This is a genomic window from Methanoregula boonei 6A8 (assembly GCF_000017625.1).
In the GTDB taxonomy this organism is placed as follows: domain Archaea; phylum Halobacteriota; class Methanomicrobia; order Methanomicrobiales; family Methanospirillaceae; genus Methanoregula; species Methanoregula boonei.
Genome location: NC_009712.1, coordinates 521,708 through 537,251, shown reverse-complemented (window position 1 = coordinate 537,251; position 15,544 = coordinate 521,708). Strand labels below are relative to the sequence as shown.

Below are 15,544 nucleotides of genomic sequence, written 5' to 3'. Positions count from 1 at the left end.
TTGCCTTTGATCAAAAAAGGAAAAACCGGTTCTTTTGTGCGCGGCCTTCGTTCTATCCGGGATTATGTTCCGGATATATGACGGAGGCTCTCTTCGGCTTCCGCTGTCCGCCCAAGCCTGCGCAGGGCCTCGGCCCGGTGCTGCCAGACAAAGGAATTGATCGCATTGAGACCGATTGCCTGGTCGAACGTGGCGAGTGCCTCCTTGTTACGCCCGAGACCTGTCAGGGCAATGCCCTTTGCCGTCATCGCCCGGATATTGCTTGGACTCGTTTCAAGAAGGCGCTCAAAACAGGCAAGCGCCTGGTCGAACCGCCCGAGTTCGTTTAATGCGTACCCTTTGTTTGCAAGGGCGAGCATGTACTCCGGGTCAAGGGCAAGTGCCTGCTCAAAACAGGTGATCGCTTCCACGTACCGGCCGATCTTGCGCAGGGTATACCCCTTCTCGTACCACGTTGTCAGGAGGTGGGGGTTTATCGCAAGTGCACGGTCATAGCAGGCGAGGGCATCTTCGTGCCTCCCAAGAGCATAAAAGACCCCGCCTTTCCGCTCAAGGGCCGTGGTATTCGAAGGGTCGGATTCAAGAGCCTTATCATATTCCGCAAGGGCTTCGTTGTACCGCCCGATCCGGGCAAGTCGATGCGCTTCCTCAAGCAGGGCCGCAGTGTCCATATCGTATCAATAGAGAACCTGTGTCCCATTCATAATAAAATGGCCGGTGAATGGTCATAGAGGAAAGAGACGGCCCGCGCTTCTGACAGTAATGCGAAGCCCCCGCCGCAGCGGGTACATCTAAGGCTGACAGTAATCAATACAACCGGTATATGAAAAAACCGTCCAGGTAATGCTCGGCCTGATCGTAATCGGCAAGCAGGTTCTTGCGGTTGCCAAAGGCAAGCATCCGTTTTTTGAGCGGCTCCATCCCGCAGGTGTGATGGATCAGCTTTTTGATCTCCTCGTTTGCCTGCCGGATCTCCTTTGTCTTTATCTTTCCTACCAGATCCGGAGGTGTGGAATCGATATCAAAATAGGCAAAGAGGGATTCCAGGCAGATCAGCCAGAGCTTTTCCTGCACGGAGTTTTCTGCCGCCCTGGTGGCCTCTGCATCAGAGAGCACCAGGTATGCAGCATCATTACCATAGAAAAATGCCTTAAACCCGTACAGGTGCCCGTTCGAGACGCGGAGATCAGCTGTACCTACGCCAAGGAACCGGGCGAGCACCTCGCGTTTCTGCTGCATCACCGGATCCTGACTGTTGTGCATCTGGCACCCCGCACACGTGGGATCGTGCGCGTTTATGTATGCACATTCAGCATGGATGTATAAGATATTAAGATACGCCGTTCACACCCGGGATTTTACACGGGGTAAAAGAAAAAAGGAGTTTGGACAGGGAGACGTCCCAGTGTCTCTACCCCGTGTAGAGCGGCTCGAATCCTTGCTTGAGTACTTTTCCGAACTGGACATTGATCTTGGGATCCTGGGCACAGACAGGACATTTGTAATCATCCGGAAGGTCGTCAAATTTTGTGCCGGGTTTGATGCCCCGGTGCGGTTCGCCGCGTTTCTCATCGTACACGTACCCGCAGATGGAGCAGATGTACCGGGTGGGAGCCCATTCGTCAAAACCCCATTTCCCAATCTTTCCCCTGCCCTCGTACCCACAGACCGGGCAGACGTAATCCTCGGGAAGGTCTTCAAAGGGGGTACCTGCCGGGATACCGTTATGTGGTTCCCCGCGGAGCGGCGAGTACACATAGCCGCAGAGCCTGCACCGGTACCGCTTCAGTTTGTACGCCGGGATCTTTTTTGCCGGGGATTTTGTTCCCGGTTTTGCTGAGCCGGCTTTGGTCTTTTTTGCAACAGGACTCTTCTTTGCAGCAACAGTAGTTGTTGCCGCCGCTGCTTTCTTTGGCCGGGCCGATGATGTGGCCGGGGGTTTTGCCCGCGATGCTGGTTTTTTTCCGGCAGAACCGGTACTCTTCCTTGTTCCTGGCATAGGTGTTCTCCGATCGGGTAGTCCGGACCGCGCCTCTCCTTTGGCCTCAGAACACCCGTTCTCACGGAGGATAGCCGTTACCGGGTAATATATATTATGAATGATGCAAAACAGGACGGCATAAAAAATTCGAGATCGGGGATAAACAGTCTTCCCGGGCTTTCCCGCAGAGGGAAAACCCCTGAATTTATCCGTAAAAAAAGCCCATGATCAGAAGTATTGATATGACTGACATTATTTCCGGAATTATCTATGCGTTTGCAGCCCTCTTTATCATCCTCGATCCGATCCTGTCAGTCCCGATCTTTGCGGGTATGACCAAGGGGCAGTCCGCGAGGGAGATCCACAAGCAGGCATTCATCGCGGTCGCCGTTGCCGGCATCCTGATGTATATTTTCCTTGTCTTCAACACCGCGATCTTCTCTGTACTTGGCCTTACTCTCTCCACGTTCCAGATTGCCGGCGGTATCCTCCTGTTCCTGCTGGGGATGGAGATGGCACTGGGTATCGATCTCTGCAAATCAAAAGAGCAGGTCCCGACCGCTGCCGGAGTGGTTATAGGAACGCCTCTTCTCTGCGGGCCGGGTGCAATTACAACGGTAATGCTCCTTTCCAATGACTACGGTATTCTCATTCCCTTTATTGCCATATCCCTCTCGCTTGCGGCAACCTGGGTTATCCTCTATTATTCAGCCGCTATCCAGAATATCCTCGGGACAGTTATTACAGATATTATGGGGCGGGTACTGGGGATGCTTGTTGCAGGTATCGCAGTCAAGATTATCTTCTCCGGGATTATCGGGACCCTTGGCCTGTCCATCCATATCTGAAGGGATTTTCCCGACCTTGTTTAGACAGGCTAAAAAAAGGGTCGCCAGCCTGTTTCCGGTATTTCCGTGGATTTACAATTCGGATACCTGAAGAGAAGTGCGGTTTGACGCGGATGCATCCTCTTTACTCTTGAGGGACCAGACATCGACCATATGGTGAGGATGGTACCGTAATTTTGCCTCACGGAGGCCGGCTACACCGAGGTCGCTTTCCCGGTTGATGTACTTTACCTCATGGACGAGAAGGGCAGCGGTTGCCTGGTTTACAGCCTTGTAGATCCCTTCGCAGTCCGGGAGCCCTTTTTCGAAGTGGACAAGCGCCGTATCCTCGTTGAGGCGCTCGAACAGGGAGATGGCAGCGACCTGGGAGTCAACCCGGATCATCAGGCCCCGCAGGGGGAGTTCGGTGAAGTGCTCAATCGCATAAAAGACCGCATCTTTCTCGTGGGCAAGGACGAGATCGTTTTCGCACCCCTTCCACTCGCACCACTTTACCAGGAACTGCATCACCTCTTCCCGGTTTTCACCCGTAACTGGCTCGATCGTGTGTGAACAGTTCTTTCGGAATTTGTTGATCTGGTTACGGATCTTGAGATAGTGTTTTCCCGGCAGCTCGGCAAGGTCCGATGCGAGGTAGACATACTCGGAGTGATTCCGGTCCGGGACAAGGGTAAGGGAGGGATCAAGTTCTTTCATCCACCGGGCAGTTTCCGGATCGATAAGTACCATCGGAGTATCGTCGGCAAACTCCATTGCAAACCGGATTACATCCCTCATGAGGTCAGGGTCACGGGGTCCGATGGGTGGCCGGAAACGGGTTACCCCAAAGAGCGTGCTTGCCAGGATCACGCTCCCGTTCACATACGCATACCGGTACTGGGCGATGTGATTCCAGCAGACCATATTCGTGAACGTGTTGTCGCTGTGGCTCTGCGGATAGCGCGCATAATGACGTTCGAAGAATGCCCGGTCGGCAAGCGTTACCGGGCGGAAATCCTCCTGGGAAAGCATCAGGCCTCACCCCGATAGATCAGGGGAACATGCCCCACCATACGGGAAAACCCGAGCGGAAGGTAGAACACCTCGGATCCGGGCTCGGCAATAAGGGCAATCCACGTAAGACCGGCTCTCTGACAGGTTTCAAGCAGGAGCGCGACAATCCGGGTGCCGATATCCCGGTTCCGGTATTCCGGCAGCACAACGATATCCTGGACATACGCATCGGAAACACCGTCAGAAATCACCCGGCCCATCCCGACAGCTTTTCCCTTTGCCGGGTCAACGGCAACGGCAAATGCAAAACTGCCACGGATAAGCCGGGGAATCTCGCCGGGATCGTATTCATCCTTCCACCATCCCCCGGCCCGGTACAGGGCGACGATATCAGCCGGGTCCCATATGCTGGCAAGATCGACCCGGATCTCATAATCTGAATTCATTTCCCCGCTGCCTCGAATGAAAAAACTGTTAACCGGTATTTCCGCCGGGACTACAAATAAGGGTCGGTAACCCTCCTGAAATAAAGTATCAGGAATCACAGCGCTGCCCGATCACGTGCGTACCAAAAAAATCCTAAAAAGACAGGGGATACTGAATTCCGACGGGATATTCCCGAAATATCTGCACGGTCTTTAAGAGGCTGCAAAAGGTGTCTTTTTGAGCTGGTCTATCGCAGCGGCGACAATCTTTCCAAGATCATCGACTCCCCAGTGCTCTGAATTGAGGATAAGATGGTAAACCGAGTGATCGTTAATATCGATAGAATAGTACTGCTGGTACCTGATTGCCTCGCAGTGTTCGCGTTCAAGAGTGATGGCCTTTGCCGTTTCCACATCGGCAATTTGGTCGCGGAATACGATCCGGTCGAGCCGGCAGGAAATAGGGGCAAAGAGCCAGATCTTGAGATCCGCATTCTCCACCATCCAGCCCGAAAGCCGGCCCTCGACAATGATGTTGTCGCTTTTCTCGGCAATCTCTTTTTGCCGGGCATCGATCATCTTGTCATAGGCCGGGTCTTTTTCTGCAAGACGGCCAAACTCGGCGAGTTCCATGTTGTGCTCTTTTGCACACTGCCGGAAAACCTCGCCGGCTGAGATCATGGTAAAGCCGTAGCGCTCGGAAAGGTACCGTGAGAGCGAGGTGGTCCCGCTGCCGGGAAGCCCGCTCACGGTGATCCGCAAAATCAGATCCCCCCGATGTTAAGGGACTTCCTTATCACCTGGCTGATGGTTATCGAACAGATCATGTACCAGACCATCCAGACGGGGATGACCCAGATAAGGGGCGCTGTGAGGCTGAGGGTTCCGTAGTACGGAAGGGTGATGGTTGTGGTGGCCTCCTGGAGCCGGTACAGGAGCCAGAAGAAGATCGGGACCGTAAGAACAAGGATATAGCCCATGGGCTTGAACTGCTGTTGGGAGAGCTCGAGCTGCTCTTTCATCATGCGGTCCTTTTTTACATCCAGCTTCTTGATCCGCTTTTCATCCTGGGAGAGCATGGCTTCCCGGTATTCCTTCTGGAACTCCTTCATCCGGTCCTGGACTTCCGTCATCCGTTCGTAATCGATCGTGTACTTCTGGATAATGGAAGAGTACAGACCGGTCAAAGCAGAGAGGATCACAATCAGGATAAAGAACGGGATGTTGAACTCCGTAACAACCGGGGCAAAGACCCCGTCAATCCCTTTCCCGACTCCCGTGCGCAGCCAGGGAACCGTGTAGGTCCACATCATGACAAACATGAAGAGGAGCGCAACGTACAATCCGTATTTTTCCCAGAATTTCCCAAAGTCCATGCGAGGCCACCTTAACGAGAGTAATTACCGTAGGACATCGGCCATCTCTGCTGCCGCGAAGTCAAGCAGGTGGTCGGAATTAATGATGATCTTGATGGTGCATCCGGTCATCATAGCGTAGGCCGCGGCAATCGACCGGTTAAATTCCTGGTGTTCAGAAATGGACCGGGCACCTTCCTTATCACGGTTACGTGTATCATCTGTCAGGCGCCGCATAAGGATCTGGTCGTTGTCTGTCTCGACAAGGATAATGACATCGGGCATGAGCTCGCGCAGTACCCACTCGGGGAGTCCGGCAAGATATCCCTTGGGGGTCTTTACCGAGGCGTGCGTATCGATCATGACGTTACCGGGGATCTTGGCAATCGCCTGGGCCGCATGCTGCTGGAGCCGTTTCTGATCGGCCCGGTCAAGCGTTCTCATCTGGTCGCGGTTTGCCACAAGCCCTTCATTTTTGGCTACCTCGAACATGAATGAGCCAAAATTGATGGGCTGGTAATCCACCCCTTCGCTTTTGAGTTTCGCTAACGCCTCATTGATAACCGTGGTCTTGCCGACCCCGGGCACACCCGTGATAATGACCTTTTTCCCTGCCATTCCCAATTCCCTTCATTTTTATCATTCTTTACCAAAGAACGTCCGCATGAACGGATACATCTCCATGATCTGCTGGCTGGCGATCTCCTCGTACAACCGGTACGTGATACTCACCGTCAGGAGCAGGCCGGTTCCGCTCACCGCCCCGATCACACCAAACAGATTTGCCACTACACTGAGGATACCAATAAAGACCCCACCGATGATTGTAACACGGGGGATGTACCGGTCCAGGTACTTTTCCAGCACTTGGGGATTTCGCCGGTAACCGGGGATCGACATGCCGGAGAGCTGGATCTGCCGGGCCACATCCTTTGAATCAAGACCCGCGGTCTTGATCCAGAAGAGTGCAAAGATTGCTCCGCCCACCACCATGAAGGTCGTATCGATACCCATCCTGAGGAGAACCTCCCAGGGCGCATGACCAAGGTCCGTTGTCCACCACATCCAGTCAGTGGGGCCGTTAATCGGCGCAAGGAAGTACATCAGTCCGCCTTGGGGAGTCTGGCCATTGAATTTACCAAGGATAGTGATGCCGATATTGGACAGGAACATACCGATCATCTGGATGTTTGCCTGGAGCACCCTGACAAGGATCATCGGCAGAACACTGGCATAGATCAGCTTGACCGGGAACCGGGCCCGCGCACCTCTTACCTGGGCATGGGCAAGGGGGATCTCAATGCGGGTGGATTCTACATACACGATGATGAGGAAGATGATGATGGTGGTTGCAAATGCCAGAAGGTTTGTCCCAAAATACTGGAGGAAATTTGCACCATCAAGCACCACCGCCACAAGGCGCGGGAAGAACCCGACCGGGTAGGGGTCGCTGACAGCGGTCCAGTTGATGAAACCATTGACAAGGGCTTGGGAGATCCCGGCAATGATGAAGAGCCCGACACCGGATCCGATACCCCACTTGGTGACCACTTCATCCATGAGGAAGATCAGGACACCACCGATACAGATCTGGATGAAGATGAGGAGCGAAACCGCAAAGAGGTTGCCCCCGAAGAACTGCGCCGCGATAGTGGGATCGGGCTGCATAAACCCGCCGATGAGGTTGGGTGCGGCCTCGATCACGATCATGACAAGGATAAGGATCTTCTGGAGACCCATGTACATGACCTGACCACGGGCCTCGCTCGTGTCAATATGCAGGATATCTGCACCTTTCAGGAGCTGGAGGACGATGGATGCGGTGACGATCGGCCCGATACCGAGATAAACAATCGATCCGTTGGCACCGGCAAGCAGGGCCCGCCAGGCAGTAAACAGATCCTGCGATGAGGGGGCAAGCCCGAACAGCTGAATATTCGTAAGCGCAAAATACAGAATTAAGATTCCCAGAGTCCACAACAGCTTGTTCTTGAAATGGACATGGCCCTCAGGGCTCTTGACTGCGGGCATCGCAGCAAGAATGGGTTCCATTCGATCCAGCAGATCTCCCATTATTTCACCAAAAAATTACGGATGATCAGATGACCTGTGCCTTTCCACCGGTCTTTTCGATCTTTGCCTTTGCCTGGGCAGAGAACGCAGCTGCGGAGATGTTGAGTTTCCGGATCACCCTGCCGCTGCCCAGCACCTTTTCGATGCCGATGTCAGCAGCGTTGATGGCAACCGCATCTCCTTCCTGCTTGGCAATTCCCTGAGCCAGAAGCGAAGGCACAATCTGGTCGATAATCCCGACATCCATGGCGGAGACGGAAGTGGCGGGGTTATGGAAGAACCCGTCCTTTCCAAAGACCGGGCCTCCCATCTCTACGTACCACTTGACGAAGTGGTGGGCATTGATACCTGCCCTGCCCCTTCCGCCGCGGTTACCTGCACCCCGGCGGTTCTTATGGGTACCTCCGCCGCATGTCCGCGATCCGCGGTATTTTGAACGTTTGTTGGTTGGCATCTCTTCACCTCATCTTGTAGAGGAGAGTATTGATCTCCGGACCATAATAGCCAAGCGCTCCACCCTGAACAAATGTACGCTTGGTGGTCTTGTAACCTTTGCGCGGAGGGTGGAGACGAAGGACCGGCTTGAGGCCGGGAATGTCGCGGAGCCGGGACTCCCCCTTGGCAAGTGCCTGTGCAAACTCGACGATGCTGCTATAGGTCGATGAATTCGACTTGATATACTCGTCCGTTAAGGGGTCATCACCGATTACGCGACCACGTGTCTTAAGGATGGTCTCAAGTGTCGCTGCGTCCACTTCCCCATAGGCAACATAGTCCTTGACCTTGCGGATCATACCCAGGTTTTCCGGGGTGTCTGCCACCAGCACACAGTGGTTGATGTGGTGCAGACGGAGCATCTTTAAGGTGTCCTTGATGTCTTTGCGCGTGTTGACCACGCCGCGGACCTGCACGACTGCGTACATTTACTCCGACCTCCCGGTGCGGATCATGTTGGTCTCTTTTAATGCGTTGAACGTTGCCTTTGCGAAATTGATCGTGGTACGGGTCTGTCCGCGCGCGAACGTCCACGCATCCTTGATCCCGGCAAGTTCGAGCACTTTCTTGCTGATATCACCGGTAACAAGGCCGATACCCTGTGGGGCGGGCTTGAGGGTGACCCGGACACTGCCGGCCGTCCCTTCCACCTGCATCGGTATAGAGTGCAGAACCGCGCACCCGCATTCCCAGCTGCCGCATCCGCGGCGAACCTTGACAAGGTTCATCTTGGCCTTGGTGATCGCCTTCTTGATAGCGTCACCGACCTGAACGTCCTTACCTTGGCCAAAGCCAATGTACCCGTTCCGGTTGCCGACAATTACTACGGCACGGAACTGGACACGGCGGCCCGAGTCGGTCATCCTCTGCATCATGGCGATGTCAAGAACCTCGTCTTCGAGATCCGGGAGGAACATGTCCACAATCTCGGGTTCCTTGATCGGCCTGCCGCTCTCGAGAACCTGATCAATGCTCTTGATCTCCCCCGAGGCAACCTGCTTGCCAAGACCGGTGACCGGGCGCCACTCTGCTTTTTCGTATGCCATTTACACCAGCTCCTTCTTTATGGCGGCTGCCACCTGCTCGACATTCTTGACAATATCGCCTGCCTTCTCGTTGTAGGCGGCAATGTGCTCTCCCTTGAGCCTGTCCTCGGAGGGGAGGATACTCTCACCGTACGGGATCTCAAGACCGCCGTCAACGGCACCCTTGAGCGCAGCAAAAACCCGCGCACCCGGGGTGGCCCGGTTAAGGCCGATATCGAGGATTGCACTGTCCTGTCCTGCCTTCTTGGCCTTTGCGGCAAAGAGCAGGCCGGTCAGGTATGCTGCGGGAGTGTTCGCCGTAGCCCCGGTGTACCCGTACTTCTCAAGTTCAGCGGAGTTGGCCGACACCAGCGTCTTGTCCCCCTCCATTTCGGCAGTAACCAGCTGGACGATGATGTGGCGGTTGGTCCTGCGCACCACCATACGGGGTGCATCGGCGACAACGAGCTTGGTTCTCTGGTAATAATCGGTCCTGCCTTCTCTCCGCCTGCGGAAAGCGACTAGATACCGTGGTCCTGTCGCCATGTTACTTCAGCCTCCCGGCAATGATCTCCATCTGTGCTTTCATATGTGCGACACTCCGGAACTGTCCACCGGCTGCCTTGCGGTAGAGTACCCGGTACAGGTGCCGGTCGATAGTGCCTTCGTCACGGAGCGTGACCAAAACTTTTCTGATGGCGCGGATCTTCTGGATCCACGAGCGCTTGCTCGGGGTCCGTGCGCCCTGCGCACCTTTCCGTTTCCCGGCACCCTTGCGGTGGCCGTATGCCCGCTGTGCGGTCCGCACACGTGCCCGGCCGCGGCTCACACCTTTCTTCTGGTGCGCTTTAATGGCACCATCTGTGATAAGCCCGCGCAGGTCCTCGCGGGAGATTGCATTCTGGATATCGGAGAGACGCTCGGGATCGAACCAGACACGGTTGACACCGCACTTTAGGATCGATGCTGCGATGCGTTTCTGGCTGGCGACATCACTCATTCTTCTTCACTCCTGACGAGGACTTTTTCTTGGGAGCGGTCTTCTCTGCCGGGGATTTCTTTGCAGCTGTGGCAGGCTTCTTTTCGGCTTCTTTTGCCGCGGGCTTTTTGGCAGGTGCCTTTGCAGATTCCTTTGCCTTGGGCTTTTCGGCTTTTTCTGCCTTCTTTTCAGTTTCCTTTGCTGCAGGCTTGGCCTTGGATGGGGCAGATTTCACCGGCTTCTTCTCTTCGGTGCCTTTCTTTTTTGAGGAGGTCACCTTGGAAGCACTCTTCTTTGCCGGATTTTCCTTTGCGTCCTTCTTTGCCTTTGCCGCTTCTTTTGCCGGCTCAGCCGGCTTTTCTTCGGCAACGCGTTCCTTGATCACGCGGGCGTTGAGGATCTTGATACCCGACGCGGCGGCCTTCTCCTGGAGGGCCTTGCGCTTGCGTGCCCCGACGCCGGCTGATATCCGGATCGCCTGGGTTTTCACGTCAAGGTTTTCGAGATCCTTTTCCGTAAAGACCAGCACTTCAAAAAACCCACTGGGGTGCATGCCGCGCACCGCAATCGGGCTGCCAAAGCCGGGCTTGGGAAGATTTCCCTTAGCCTTTTTTTGCTCTCGCTGTTTGTTGTGCTGTCCACGGGGCTTTCTCCATGAATCGGAGAGTTGTGGTTTTGTACCAAACCCGTGGCGCTTGAAGACGGCACCCTTCTCGGTGCGCACACGGATCAGTCGCTTGGTTTCAGTTGTCATTGTTCAGTTCAGCCCCTCTGTACCATGTATATGCCGTCCTGGAAAACCCGCGGGTCCCGGTTACGGATATGGGTGGCGTGTTCGATGTTTGCCGCGGTATTTCCTACCTTTTCGCGGTCAATGCCGGTCAGCACGACTTCGTCGTTTGCCACCTTGGCGATGACACCTTCAGCGATATCGGCGTACCGGGCTTTCTTCTCTCCCAGGAAATTGGCAATCTCGAGCCTCTGGCCCTGCAGTTTGAGCTGGATAGGGAAGTGGCTGTATACTACCTTCATGCGGTACTCAAATCCATCCGTGACGCCCCGGCACATGTTCTTTGCGTGCGCCTCGAACGTCCCGACCATAGCGGTAATTTCCTTGCGGCCGGACTCGGTAGCGATCGTGATCTCCTTGCCATCACAGGTCACACTGACCTGCGGGAACCGGACGCTGCGGACGAGTGCGCCCTTGGGTCCGGTGATGGTGAGCTGCGATTGCTCGAGCTTGACCTTGACGCCGTCGGGGATCCTGACTTTTCTTACGCTTGCCATGATTCACCCCTAGTAGACGTACCCGAGCAGTTCGCCGCCGATTCCTTCCCTGCGGGCCTGCACGTGCGACATAACGCCGTGCGAGGTGGAAAGGATCATGAGCCCGAAGTTCTTGCCGGGCAGGTACTGCTTCTCCCAGTATTCCATCTCATCCAGCTGGACCGAGAAACGCGGGCAGATGGCGCCGCATTTGTTGATCTTTCCAGTGAGATGCACCTTGAGCTGGCCTCCGCGGCCATCCTCAATGAATTCGAAACCGGCAATGTAGCCGGCGTCCTGCATGATGCGCAGCATCGCGCCGAGGAGCTTGCTTGCGGGTTCGATAGTAACCTCGGACTTGCCGGTGTCACCTGCGTTCTTTAACGCACTCATCCCGTCTGCGATAGTGTTTAATCGTGTCATGGTGCAGTCACTCCTCAGTTCATCTTCTTAAAGCCCATCTTCTGTGCCCACTCACGGAAGCACTGCCGGCAGAACATGATGTGGTACCGGCGGACAAGGCCCTGCTTGCGCCCGCACATCTTGCACTCGTTTGCACCGCGACCGTAGATTTTCTTCCTTTCGCCGCCCATTTAGCGCACCTCCACGGAATATTCCTTCTTGAGGAACGCAATTGCATCCTCTTTTTTCACGCGCTGTTTCTCGGGAAGCTTTTTCTTCTGCATTCTCCGGCGGGTGATCCTGATGCCGTTCCTTTCGAGCACGACGTTGATGTCCATCCCGAAGATCCCAATCTGCGGATCGTAGGACATACCGGGGAAATCCGTATGCTCTTCGATACCAAACGAAAAGTTCCCGCTCTTGTCAAACTGGCTCTCGAAGATCGTCTTGTTGACGATGTTTAAGGAGGTCTTGATAAAGTCCTCTGCCGGTTTGCCGCGGAGCGTGACCTTGCATCCGATCGGGGCGCCCTTCCTGATGTTAAACGCCGGCTGAGTCATCTTTGCAACGCTGCGGATAGGGGTCTGCTTGGTGATCGTCTTCATGATGTTCTCGGCCTTGACGAGTTTTTCACCACTCTCGCCAACGCCCATGTGAACCACAACCTTGTCGATGTGGACATCGCGCATTGCGGTCACTGGTCAAGCCCCCAGCTGGCTTTTGAAACGGTCTCTTTTCCGATCATGTAGATATAGGGAGTGATGGTGTCAAACCGCTCCTTGGTTTTCTCATCCTCGAGAATCACCTTGTTGGGAACGCTCCCCGGGGTCTTGATGATCTCGATGATCCGCGCCACCTTGCCGGAGTGCCGGCCGCCTATAATCGTTGCCATGTTGCCGGCAACGAACGGATAGTGCTCGAGAATCTTAAACCGGTCCTCAGGCTTGAGCGAGATAACAACCGAGTCGTTTGACTTGTAGGTATTGTCGGCGATGATGTTTGCCCCGTACCTGAGGTTTAACTGGACTTTTCCACCGGGAACAATCGTCTTGTTCTCGATCTTGCAGAGCCGCTTCTGGGCTGCTTCCGCATCGATCTCAACGGTCTTGTGCCGGCCCTTGAGATCCCTGAGTACACGGAAGTACTTGCCGATCCGCGGAAGGGCGATAACATCGAAGATGCCGATACCCATCTTGGGGTCGCGAACAGGTCTGCCGTTAATAACAACATCCTTCTGCTTAAGGATCTGCTTGACTTCCTTCATGGTGCGGGCAAGACCCTGCTGATCCCTGAGCCAGACCGCAACGGGCATGGCATTTGCATTGTGCGGGCCCGGCGCGGTCTTTGCAACAAATTTCGTGGTCTTCTTTGTGATATGCCACGAGTCCGGCGCGTTGAGTCTCTTTAAATGATCTGACATTACTCCTTACCCCCAAGTTTTTCAACGCGGCGCTTGTCATCAAGCTTGAGCTTGGTGATCTCGACTTTGGATGCATCGATCGGGCGCGGGACTTCGGTACCATCTACCTTGGTTGATGAGACCCCGTGAACAATGATCTTCACGTTGCGGGTGTCAATCCCGTCAACGATTCCTTCCTCGCCGACATGGTCCCCGCGGGTAACCTTGACTGTATCGCCCTTGATGACCCGAATCGTCTTCTTTTCGTAGGTCTCACGGAGCGTTGCCGAGAGGGGTGCATTAAGGAACTTGGACCTCATGTGCGAGGGAGCGTCATACCGTGCCTTTCTCTGTTTGCGCGGCTGTGAACTTTCAATCCTTACCATTCGTTCTCACCTTACACAATGATGGTAGCCATCGACCCGAGCTTCGGGTACCGCTCTGCTACTTCACGGGCAACCGGCCCCTTGATCTCGGTTCCTTTGGGTTCGTTCTTCTCATCCACAACAACGACAGCGTTGTCATCGAAGGAAACGCGGAGTCCATTGGGGCGGCGCATCTCCTTTTTCTGGCGGATGACGACAGCCCGGACTAGTTTTTTCCTCATGTCGGGCGTGCCCTTCTTCACGGTTACCGTCGCGATGTCCCCAAGGCCCATCTTGGGCTGACGCCGGCGAACCCCATGGTAGCCGAAGACCGAGACGATCTGTACGATCCGTGCGCCGGTATTGTCGGCGCAAGTCAGCTTGGTTCCAGTCGCAAGCGCCCTCGGCGTCTTGGACTGCTTTGCCTTCATGGCTGCTGCACCTCGACAACGACGTACGTCGTGCTCTTCGATAACGGTCTGCACTCAGCGATCTTCACGAGATCTCCCACCTTTGCCTGGATGCAGGGCGGGTTGTGGGCGTGAAGCTTCGAGATGCGCTTCTCGTACCGGTTGTACTTCCGGACATAGTGCAGGTAATCCCGGGCAACTACGACCGTTCCCATCATCTTGTCGCTCACGACTTTACCGGTGATCACCTGGCCGCGCACCGGTAAAGTGCCGTGGAACGGACAATTAACGTCCTTGCACTCCTGCTTTGGGGGCTGAACGTTCAATCCAATGTTTTGTGCCATTATGGTATCCTCTTTGTTTACGCTCGCTTGAGCCTCTTTTCCGGAGCCAGTATCAGTGCGGATCCATGTATCTCAACAAGGGTGTTGTCAGGAAGAGAAAGGCGGAATAGAGATCCCGCTTTGGGGATCTTCTTTATTCCAACCTGCGTCCTGATGGCAACAAGATTCCTTGTCTCATCGATGATATGTCCGCTTACTCCCTGGTGAAGGGGGTTTGTGGCGCCGGCTACCAGAACATCAAGCCCAATCAGTTCGTGTCGGGTGACGTTCTGGCAGGAGATCATACGCGGCTCCTGCGATTCTTCTCGGTCATCAGGCGTGCAATGGTGCGTCTGAGTTCCCGGATGTGACCGGGATTCTCGGTTGCACCACCGGCGCTGACCTTGCCGTAGTGCTGGACAAGCTCCATCCGGAGTTTACCCATCTGTTCCTGCAGTTCGACATCGGTGAGCTGGCTGACATCGTGTGCACGTAAGATGGCCATGTCTCACACCTCCTCGTCAATGTTCTCGTCAGGAAGGGCGGGCTCTTCATTGTCAGTCTCGATGACCGCTGTGACTGTGGTCTTCGGAGCAGGGAGTTTCTTTTCCTGCTCGATAATCGCAAAGTGGTCAGGCATCTTTGCGTCTGCGGGAACAATCTTGACCTGAACTCCGATGACACCAAGCTTCTTGATGGCAATAGCGTAGCCCTTTTCCACGATGGTGTTGCTCGGTTCACCGCAGTGCTTGATGTAGCCTTCGGTGAATTTCTGGGTACGGGCACGCGCACCGGTGAGCTTCCCGGCGATAACAACCTCGCAGCCCAGTGCTCCGGAGTCCATGACCCGGCGCATGATGCTGGAACCTGCCTTACGGAAGTACCAGCCGCGTTCAAGGGCGTTTGCCAGCCTCTCTGCCATGATCTGAGCGTTGAAGCTGGGGTTCTGGACCTGCTGAACCTCGATCTGCGGTGACTCGACACCGTAGTTCTGGGCAAGATCCTGGGTCAGTTGGTGAACAAGCTTGCCACCCTTCCCAATCACGATCCCCGGTTTTTCCGCGAAGATGGTGACCTGCGTCCCCAGAGGGGTACGGGCAATATCCATGCCGCCGAACCCCGCGCGCTTGAGCTCTTTGGTGAGATATTTCTCAACCCGGGCCTTGCGGGCGCCTTCTGCAATAAATTTCCTTTCAACGGCCATG

Annotated in this window: 27 protein-coding genes; 1 reads left to right on the top strand and 26 read right to left on the bottom strand. The window is 55.0% G+C overall.

The genetic code is table 11. The annotated features are described in order from the left end of the window. Positions 1-62: 62 nt before the first annotated feature. The 3 genes from MBOO_RS02930 to MBOO_RS14120 form a co-directional block, all read right to left on the bottom strand. Positions 63-671 (bottom strand): tetratricopeptide repeat protein, encoded by a 609-nt coding sequence (locus MBOO_RS02930; protein WP_012106103.1) that lies wholly within the window; start codon positions 669-671, stop codon positions 63-65. 136 nt (positions 672-807) lie between these two features. Then, positions 808-1,263 (bottom strand): hypothetical protein, encoded by a 456-nt coding sequence (locus MBOO_RS02925; RefSeq protein WP_012106102.1) that lies wholly within the window; start codon positions 1,261-1,263, stop codon positions 808-810. 148 nt (positions 1,264-1,411) lie between these two features. Then, complete coding sequence (locus tag MBOO_RS14120; protein ID WP_012106101.1) at positions 1,412-1,999, bottom strand: rubredoxin; 588 nt, start codon at positions 1,997-1,999, stop codon at positions 1,412-1,414. A gap of 224 nt (positions 2,000-2,223) precedes the next feature. Here MBOO_RS14120 and MBOO_RS02915 point away from each other — a divergent pair, with 224 nt between their 5' ends. Next, a complete protein-coding gene (locus MBOO_RS02915) occupies positions 2,224-2,829 on the top strand; it encodes a MarC family protein (protein WP_157677575.1) in 606 nt (201 codons plus the stop codon). Between the two features lie 72 nt (positions 2,830-2,901). On the opposite strand, the gene MBOO_RS02910 is transcribed toward MBOO_RS02915, so the two are convergent. From MBOO_RS02910 to MBOO_RS02800, 23 genes are all read right to left on the bottom strand, one after another. Further along, the gene (locus MBOO_RS02910; RefSeq protein WP_012106099.1) at positions 2,902-3,840 is read right to left on the bottom strand and encodes a DUF2156 domain-containing protein; all 939 of its coding nucleotides are present in this window, start codon (positions 3,838-3,840) and stop codon (positions 2,902-2,904) included. Next, positions 3,840-4,268 (bottom strand): GNAT family N-acetyltransferase, encoded by a 429-nt coding sequence (locus tag MBOO_RS02905; protein WP_012106098.1) that lies wholly within the window; start codon positions 4,266-4,268, stop codon positions 3,840-3,842. Before MBOO_RS02905 ends, MBOO_RS02910 begins: the two co-directional genes overlap by 1 nt. A gap of 192 nt (positions 4,269-4,460) precedes the next feature. Continuing rightward, on the bottom strand, positions 4,461-5,009 hold the full coding sequence (gene cmk / locus MBOO_RS02900; protein ID WP_012106097.1) for a (d)CMP kinase: 549 nt from the start codon (positions 5,007-5,009) through the stop codon (positions 4,461-4,463). A gap of 2 nt (positions 5,010-5,011) precedes the next feature. After that, a complete protein-coding gene (locus MBOO_RS02895) occupies positions 5,012-5,623 on the bottom strand; it encodes a DUF106 domain-containing protein (RefSeq protein ID WP_012106096.1) in 612 nt (203 codons plus the stop codon). 24 nt (positions 5,624-5,647) lie between these two features. Continuing rightward, positions 5,648-6,220, bottom strand: coding sequence for an adenylate kinase (locus MBOO_RS02890; RefSeq protein ID WP_012106095.1), 573 nt, complete (start codon positions 6,218-6,220; stop codon positions 5,648-5,650). A gap of 21 nt (positions 6,221-6,241) precedes the next feature. Continuing rightward, complete coding sequence (gene secY / locus MBOO_RS02885) at positions 6,242-7,675, bottom strand: preprotein translocase subunit SecY (protein ID WP_012106094.1); 1,434 nt, start codon at positions 7,673-7,675, stop codon at positions 6,242-6,244. A 25-nt stretch (positions 7,676-7,700) separates the two neighbouring features. Further along, a complete protein-coding gene (locus MBOO_RS02880; RefSeq protein WP_012106093.1) occupies positions 7,701-8,129 on the bottom strand; it encodes an uL15 family ribosomal protein in 429 nt (142 codons plus the stop codon). 4 nt (positions 8,130-8,133) lie between these two features. Beyond that, on the bottom strand, positions 8,134-8,598 hold the full coding sequence (locus MBOO_RS02875; RefSeq protein ID WP_012106092.1) for a 50S ribosomal protein L30: 465 nt from the start codon (positions 8,596-8,598) through the stop codon (positions 8,134-8,136). Continuing rightward, positions 8,599-9,216, bottom strand: a complete 618-nt coding sequence (locus MBOO_RS02870; protein ID WP_012106091.1) for a 30S ribosomal protein S5 — start codon at positions 9,214-9,216, stop codon at positions 8,599-8,601. It lies immediately after the preceding gene. Further along, positions 9,217-9,741, bottom strand: a complete 525-nt coding sequence (locus MBOO_RS02865; protein WP_012106090.1) for a 50S ribosomal protein L18 — start codon at positions 9,739-9,741, stop codon at positions 9,217-9,219. Between the two features lies 1 nt (position 9,742). Then, on the bottom strand, positions 9,743-10,195 hold the full coding sequence (locus MBOO_RS02860) for a 50S ribosomal protein L19e (RefSeq protein ID WP_012106089.1): 453 nt from the start codon (positions 10,193-10,195) through the stop codon (positions 9,743-9,745). After that, a complete protein-coding gene (locus MBOO_RS02855; RefSeq protein WP_012106088.1) occupies positions 10,188-10,928 on the bottom strand; it encodes a 50S ribosomal protein L32e in 741 nt (246 codons plus the stop codon). Before MBOO_RS02855 ends, MBOO_RS02860 begins: the two co-directional genes overlap by 8 nt. Positions 10,929-10,936: 8 nt before the next feature. After that, on the bottom strand, positions 10,937-11,461 hold the full coding sequence (locus MBOO_RS02850; RefSeq protein ID WP_012106087.1) for a 50S ribosomal protein L6: 525 nt from the start codon (positions 11,459-11,461) through the stop codon (positions 10,937-10,939). Positions 11,462-11,470: 9 nt separating this feature from the next. Further along, positions 11,471-11,863 carry a 30S ribosomal protein S8 gene (locus MBOO_RS02845; protein ID WP_012106086.1) on the bottom strand — a complete coding sequence of 131 codons (393 nt, stop codon included), beginning with the start codon at positions 11,861-11,863 and terminating at the stop codon, positions 11,471-11,473. A gap of 14 nt (positions 11,864-11,877) precedes the next feature. Then, complete coding sequence (locus MBOO_RS02840; protein ID WP_012106085.1) at positions 11,878-12,033, bottom strand: 30S ribosomal protein S14; 156 nt, start codon at positions 12,031-12,033, stop codon at positions 11,878-11,880. Then, positions 12,034-12,531: a 50S ribosomal protein L5 gene (locus tag MBOO_RS02835; protein WP_012106084.1), complete on the bottom strand. Its 498-nt coding sequence runs from the start codon at positions 12,529-12,531 to the stop codon at positions 12,034-12,036. Positions 12,532-12,536: 5 nt separating this feature from the next. Next, positions 12,537-13,262 (bottom strand): 30S ribosomal protein S4e, encoded by a 726-nt coding sequence (locus tag MBOO_RS02830; protein ID WP_012106083.1) that lies wholly within the window; start codon positions 13,260-13,262, stop codon positions 12,537-12,539. After that, entirely contained in the window at positions 13,262-13,627 is a 366-nt protein-coding gene (rplX, locus tag MBOO_RS02825) for a 50S ribosomal protein L24 (RefSeq protein ID WP_012106082.1), read from the bottom strand. The genes MBOO_RS02830 and rplX overlap by 1 nt, the downstream gene beginning before the upstream one ends. A gap of 11 nt (positions 13,628-13,638) precedes the next feature. Further along, positions 13,639-14,037 (bottom strand): 50S ribosomal protein L14, encoded by a 399-nt coding sequence (locus MBOO_RS02820; RefSeq protein ID WP_012106081.1) that lies wholly within the window; start codon positions 14,035-14,037, stop codon positions 13,639-13,641. Further along, complete coding sequence (locus tag MBOO_RS02815) at positions 14,034-14,360, bottom strand: 30S ribosomal protein S17 (protein ID WP_012106080.1); 327 nt, start codon at positions 14,358-14,360, stop codon at positions 14,034-14,036. The genes MBOO_RS02820 and MBOO_RS02815 overlap by 4 nt, the downstream gene beginning before the upstream one ends. 17 nt (positions 14,361-14,377) lie before the next feature. Next, on the bottom strand, positions 14,378-14,644 hold the full coding sequence (locus tag MBOO_RS02810; RefSeq protein WP_012106079.1) for a ribonuclease P protein component 1: 267 nt from the start codon (positions 14,642-14,644) through the stop codon (positions 14,378-14,380). Continuing rightward, entirely contained in the window at positions 14,641-14,844 is a 204-nt protein-coding gene (rpmC, locus tag MBOO_RS02805; RefSeq protein WP_012106078.1) for a 50S ribosomal protein L29, read from the bottom strand. The genes MBOO_RS02810 and rpmC overlap by 4 nt, the downstream gene beginning before the upstream one ends. A gap of 3 nt (positions 14,845-14,847) precedes the next feature. Further along, the gene (locus MBOO_RS02800; RefSeq protein WP_012106077.1) at positions 14,848-15,543 is read right to left on the bottom strand and encodes a 30S ribosomal protein S3; all 696 of its coding nucleotides are present in this window, start codon (positions 15,541-15,543) and stop codon (positions 14,848-14,850) included. Position 15,544 lies beyond the last annotated feature (1 nt).

Bases quoted from the DNA above. Each gene is read 5' to 3' on its own strand.
- rpmC (WP_012106078.1), bottom strand. From the start codon at position 14,844: ATGGCCATCTTACGTGCACACGATGTCAGCCAGCTCACCGATGTCGAA.
- MBOO_RS02875 (WP_012106092.1), bottom strand. From the start codon at position 8,598: ATGTACGCAGTCGTGCAGGTCCGCGGCGTGGTCAACACGCGCAAAGAC.
- MBOO_RS02855 (WP_012106088.1), bottom strand. From the start codon at position 10,928: ATGACAACTGAAACCAAGCGACTGATCCGTGTGCGCACCGAGAAGGGT.
- MBOO_RS02880 (WP_012106093.1), bottom strand. From the start codon at position 8,129: ATGCCAACCAACAAACGTTCAAAATACCGCGGATCGCGGACATGCGGC.
- MBOO_RS02915 (WP_157677575.1), top strand. From the start codon at position 2,224: ATGACTGACATTATTTCCGGAATTATCTATGCGTTTGCAGCCCTCTTT.
- MBOO_RS14120 (WP_012106101.1), bottom strand. From the start codon at position 1,999: ATGCCAGGAACAAGGAAGAGTACCGGTTCTGCCGGAAAAAAACCAGCA.
- MBOO_RS02830 (WP_012106083.1), bottom strand. From the start codon at position 13,262: ATGTCAGATCATTTAAAGAGACTCAACGCGCCGGACTCGTGGCATATC.
- MBOO_RS02870 (WP_012106091.1), bottom strand. From the start codon at position 9,216: ATGGCATACGAAAAAGCAGAGTGGCGCCCGGTCACCGGTCTTGGCAAG.
- MBOO_RS02860 (WP_012106089.1), bottom strand. From the start codon at position 10,195: ATGAGTGATGTCGCCAGCCAGAAACGCATCGCAGCATCGATCCTAAAG.
- MBOO_RS02835 (WP_012106084.1), bottom strand. From the start codon at position 12,531: ATGCGCGATGTCCACATCGACAAGGTTGTGGTTCACATGGGCGTTGGC.
- MBOO_RS02845 (WP_012106086.1), bottom strand. From the start codon at position 11,863: ATGACACGATTAAACACTATCGCAGACGGGATGAGTGCGTTAAAGAAC.
- MBOO_RS02800 (WP_012106077.1), bottom strand. From the start codon at position 15,543: ATGGCCGTTGAAAGGAAATTTATTGCAGAAGGCGCCCGCAAGGCCCGG.
- MBOO_RS02810 (WP_012106079.1), bottom strand. From the start codon at position 14,644: ATGATCTCCTGCCAGAACGTCACCCGACACGAACTGATTGGGCTTGAT.
- MBOO_RS02930 (WP_012106103.1), bottom strand. From the start codon at position 671: ATGGACACTGCGGCCCTGCTTGAGGAAGCGCATCGACTTGCCCGGATC.
- MBOO_RS02895 (WP_012106096.1), bottom strand. From the start codon at position 5,623: ATGGACTTTGGGAAATTCTGGGAAAAATACGGATTGTACGTTGCGCTC.
- rplX (WP_012106082.1), bottom strand. From the start codon at position 13,627: ATGGTAAGGATTGAAAGTTCACAGCCGCGCAAACAGAGAAAGGCACGG.
- MBOO_RS02925 (WP_012106102.1), bottom strand. From the start codon at position 1,263: ATGCACAACAGTCAGGATCCGGTGATGCAGCAGAAACGCGAGGTGCTC.
- MBOO_RS02815 (WP_012106080.1), bottom strand. From the start codon at position 14,360: ATGGCACAAAACATTGGATTGAACGTTCAGCCCCCAAAGCAGGAGTGC.
- MBOO_RS02850 (WP_012106087.1), bottom strand. From the start codon at position 11,461: ATGGCAAGCGTAAGAAAAGTCAGGATCCCCGACGGCGTCAAGGTCAAG.
- MBOO_RS02910 (WP_012106099.1), bottom strand. From the start codon at position 3,840: ATGCTTTCCCAGGAGGATTTCCGCCCGGTAACGCTTGCCGACCGGGCA.
- secY (WP_012106094.1), bottom strand. From the start codon at position 7,675: ATGGGAGATCTGCTGGATCGAATGGAACCCATTCTTGCTGCGATGCCC.
- MBOO_RS02905 (WP_012106098.1), bottom strand. From the start codon at position 4,268: ATGAATTCAGATTATGAGATCCGGGTCGATCTTGCCAGCATATGGGAC.
- MBOO_RS02820 (WP_012106081.1), bottom strand. From the start codon at position 14,037: ATGAAGGCAAAGCAGTCCAAGACGCCGAGGGCGCTTGCGACTGGAACC.
- MBOO_RS02840 (WP_012106085.1), bottom strand. From the start codon at position 12,033: ATGGGCGGCGAAAGGAAGAAAATCTACGGTCGCGGTGCAAACGAGTGC.
- MBOO_RS02865 (WP_012106090.1), bottom strand. From the start codon at position 9,741: ATGGCGACAGGACCACGGTATCTAGTCGCTTTCCGCAGGCGGAGAGAA.
- MBOO_RS02890 (WP_012106095.1), bottom strand. From the start codon at position 6,220: ATGGCAGGGAAAAAGGTCATTATCACGGGTGTGCCCGGGGTCGGCAAG.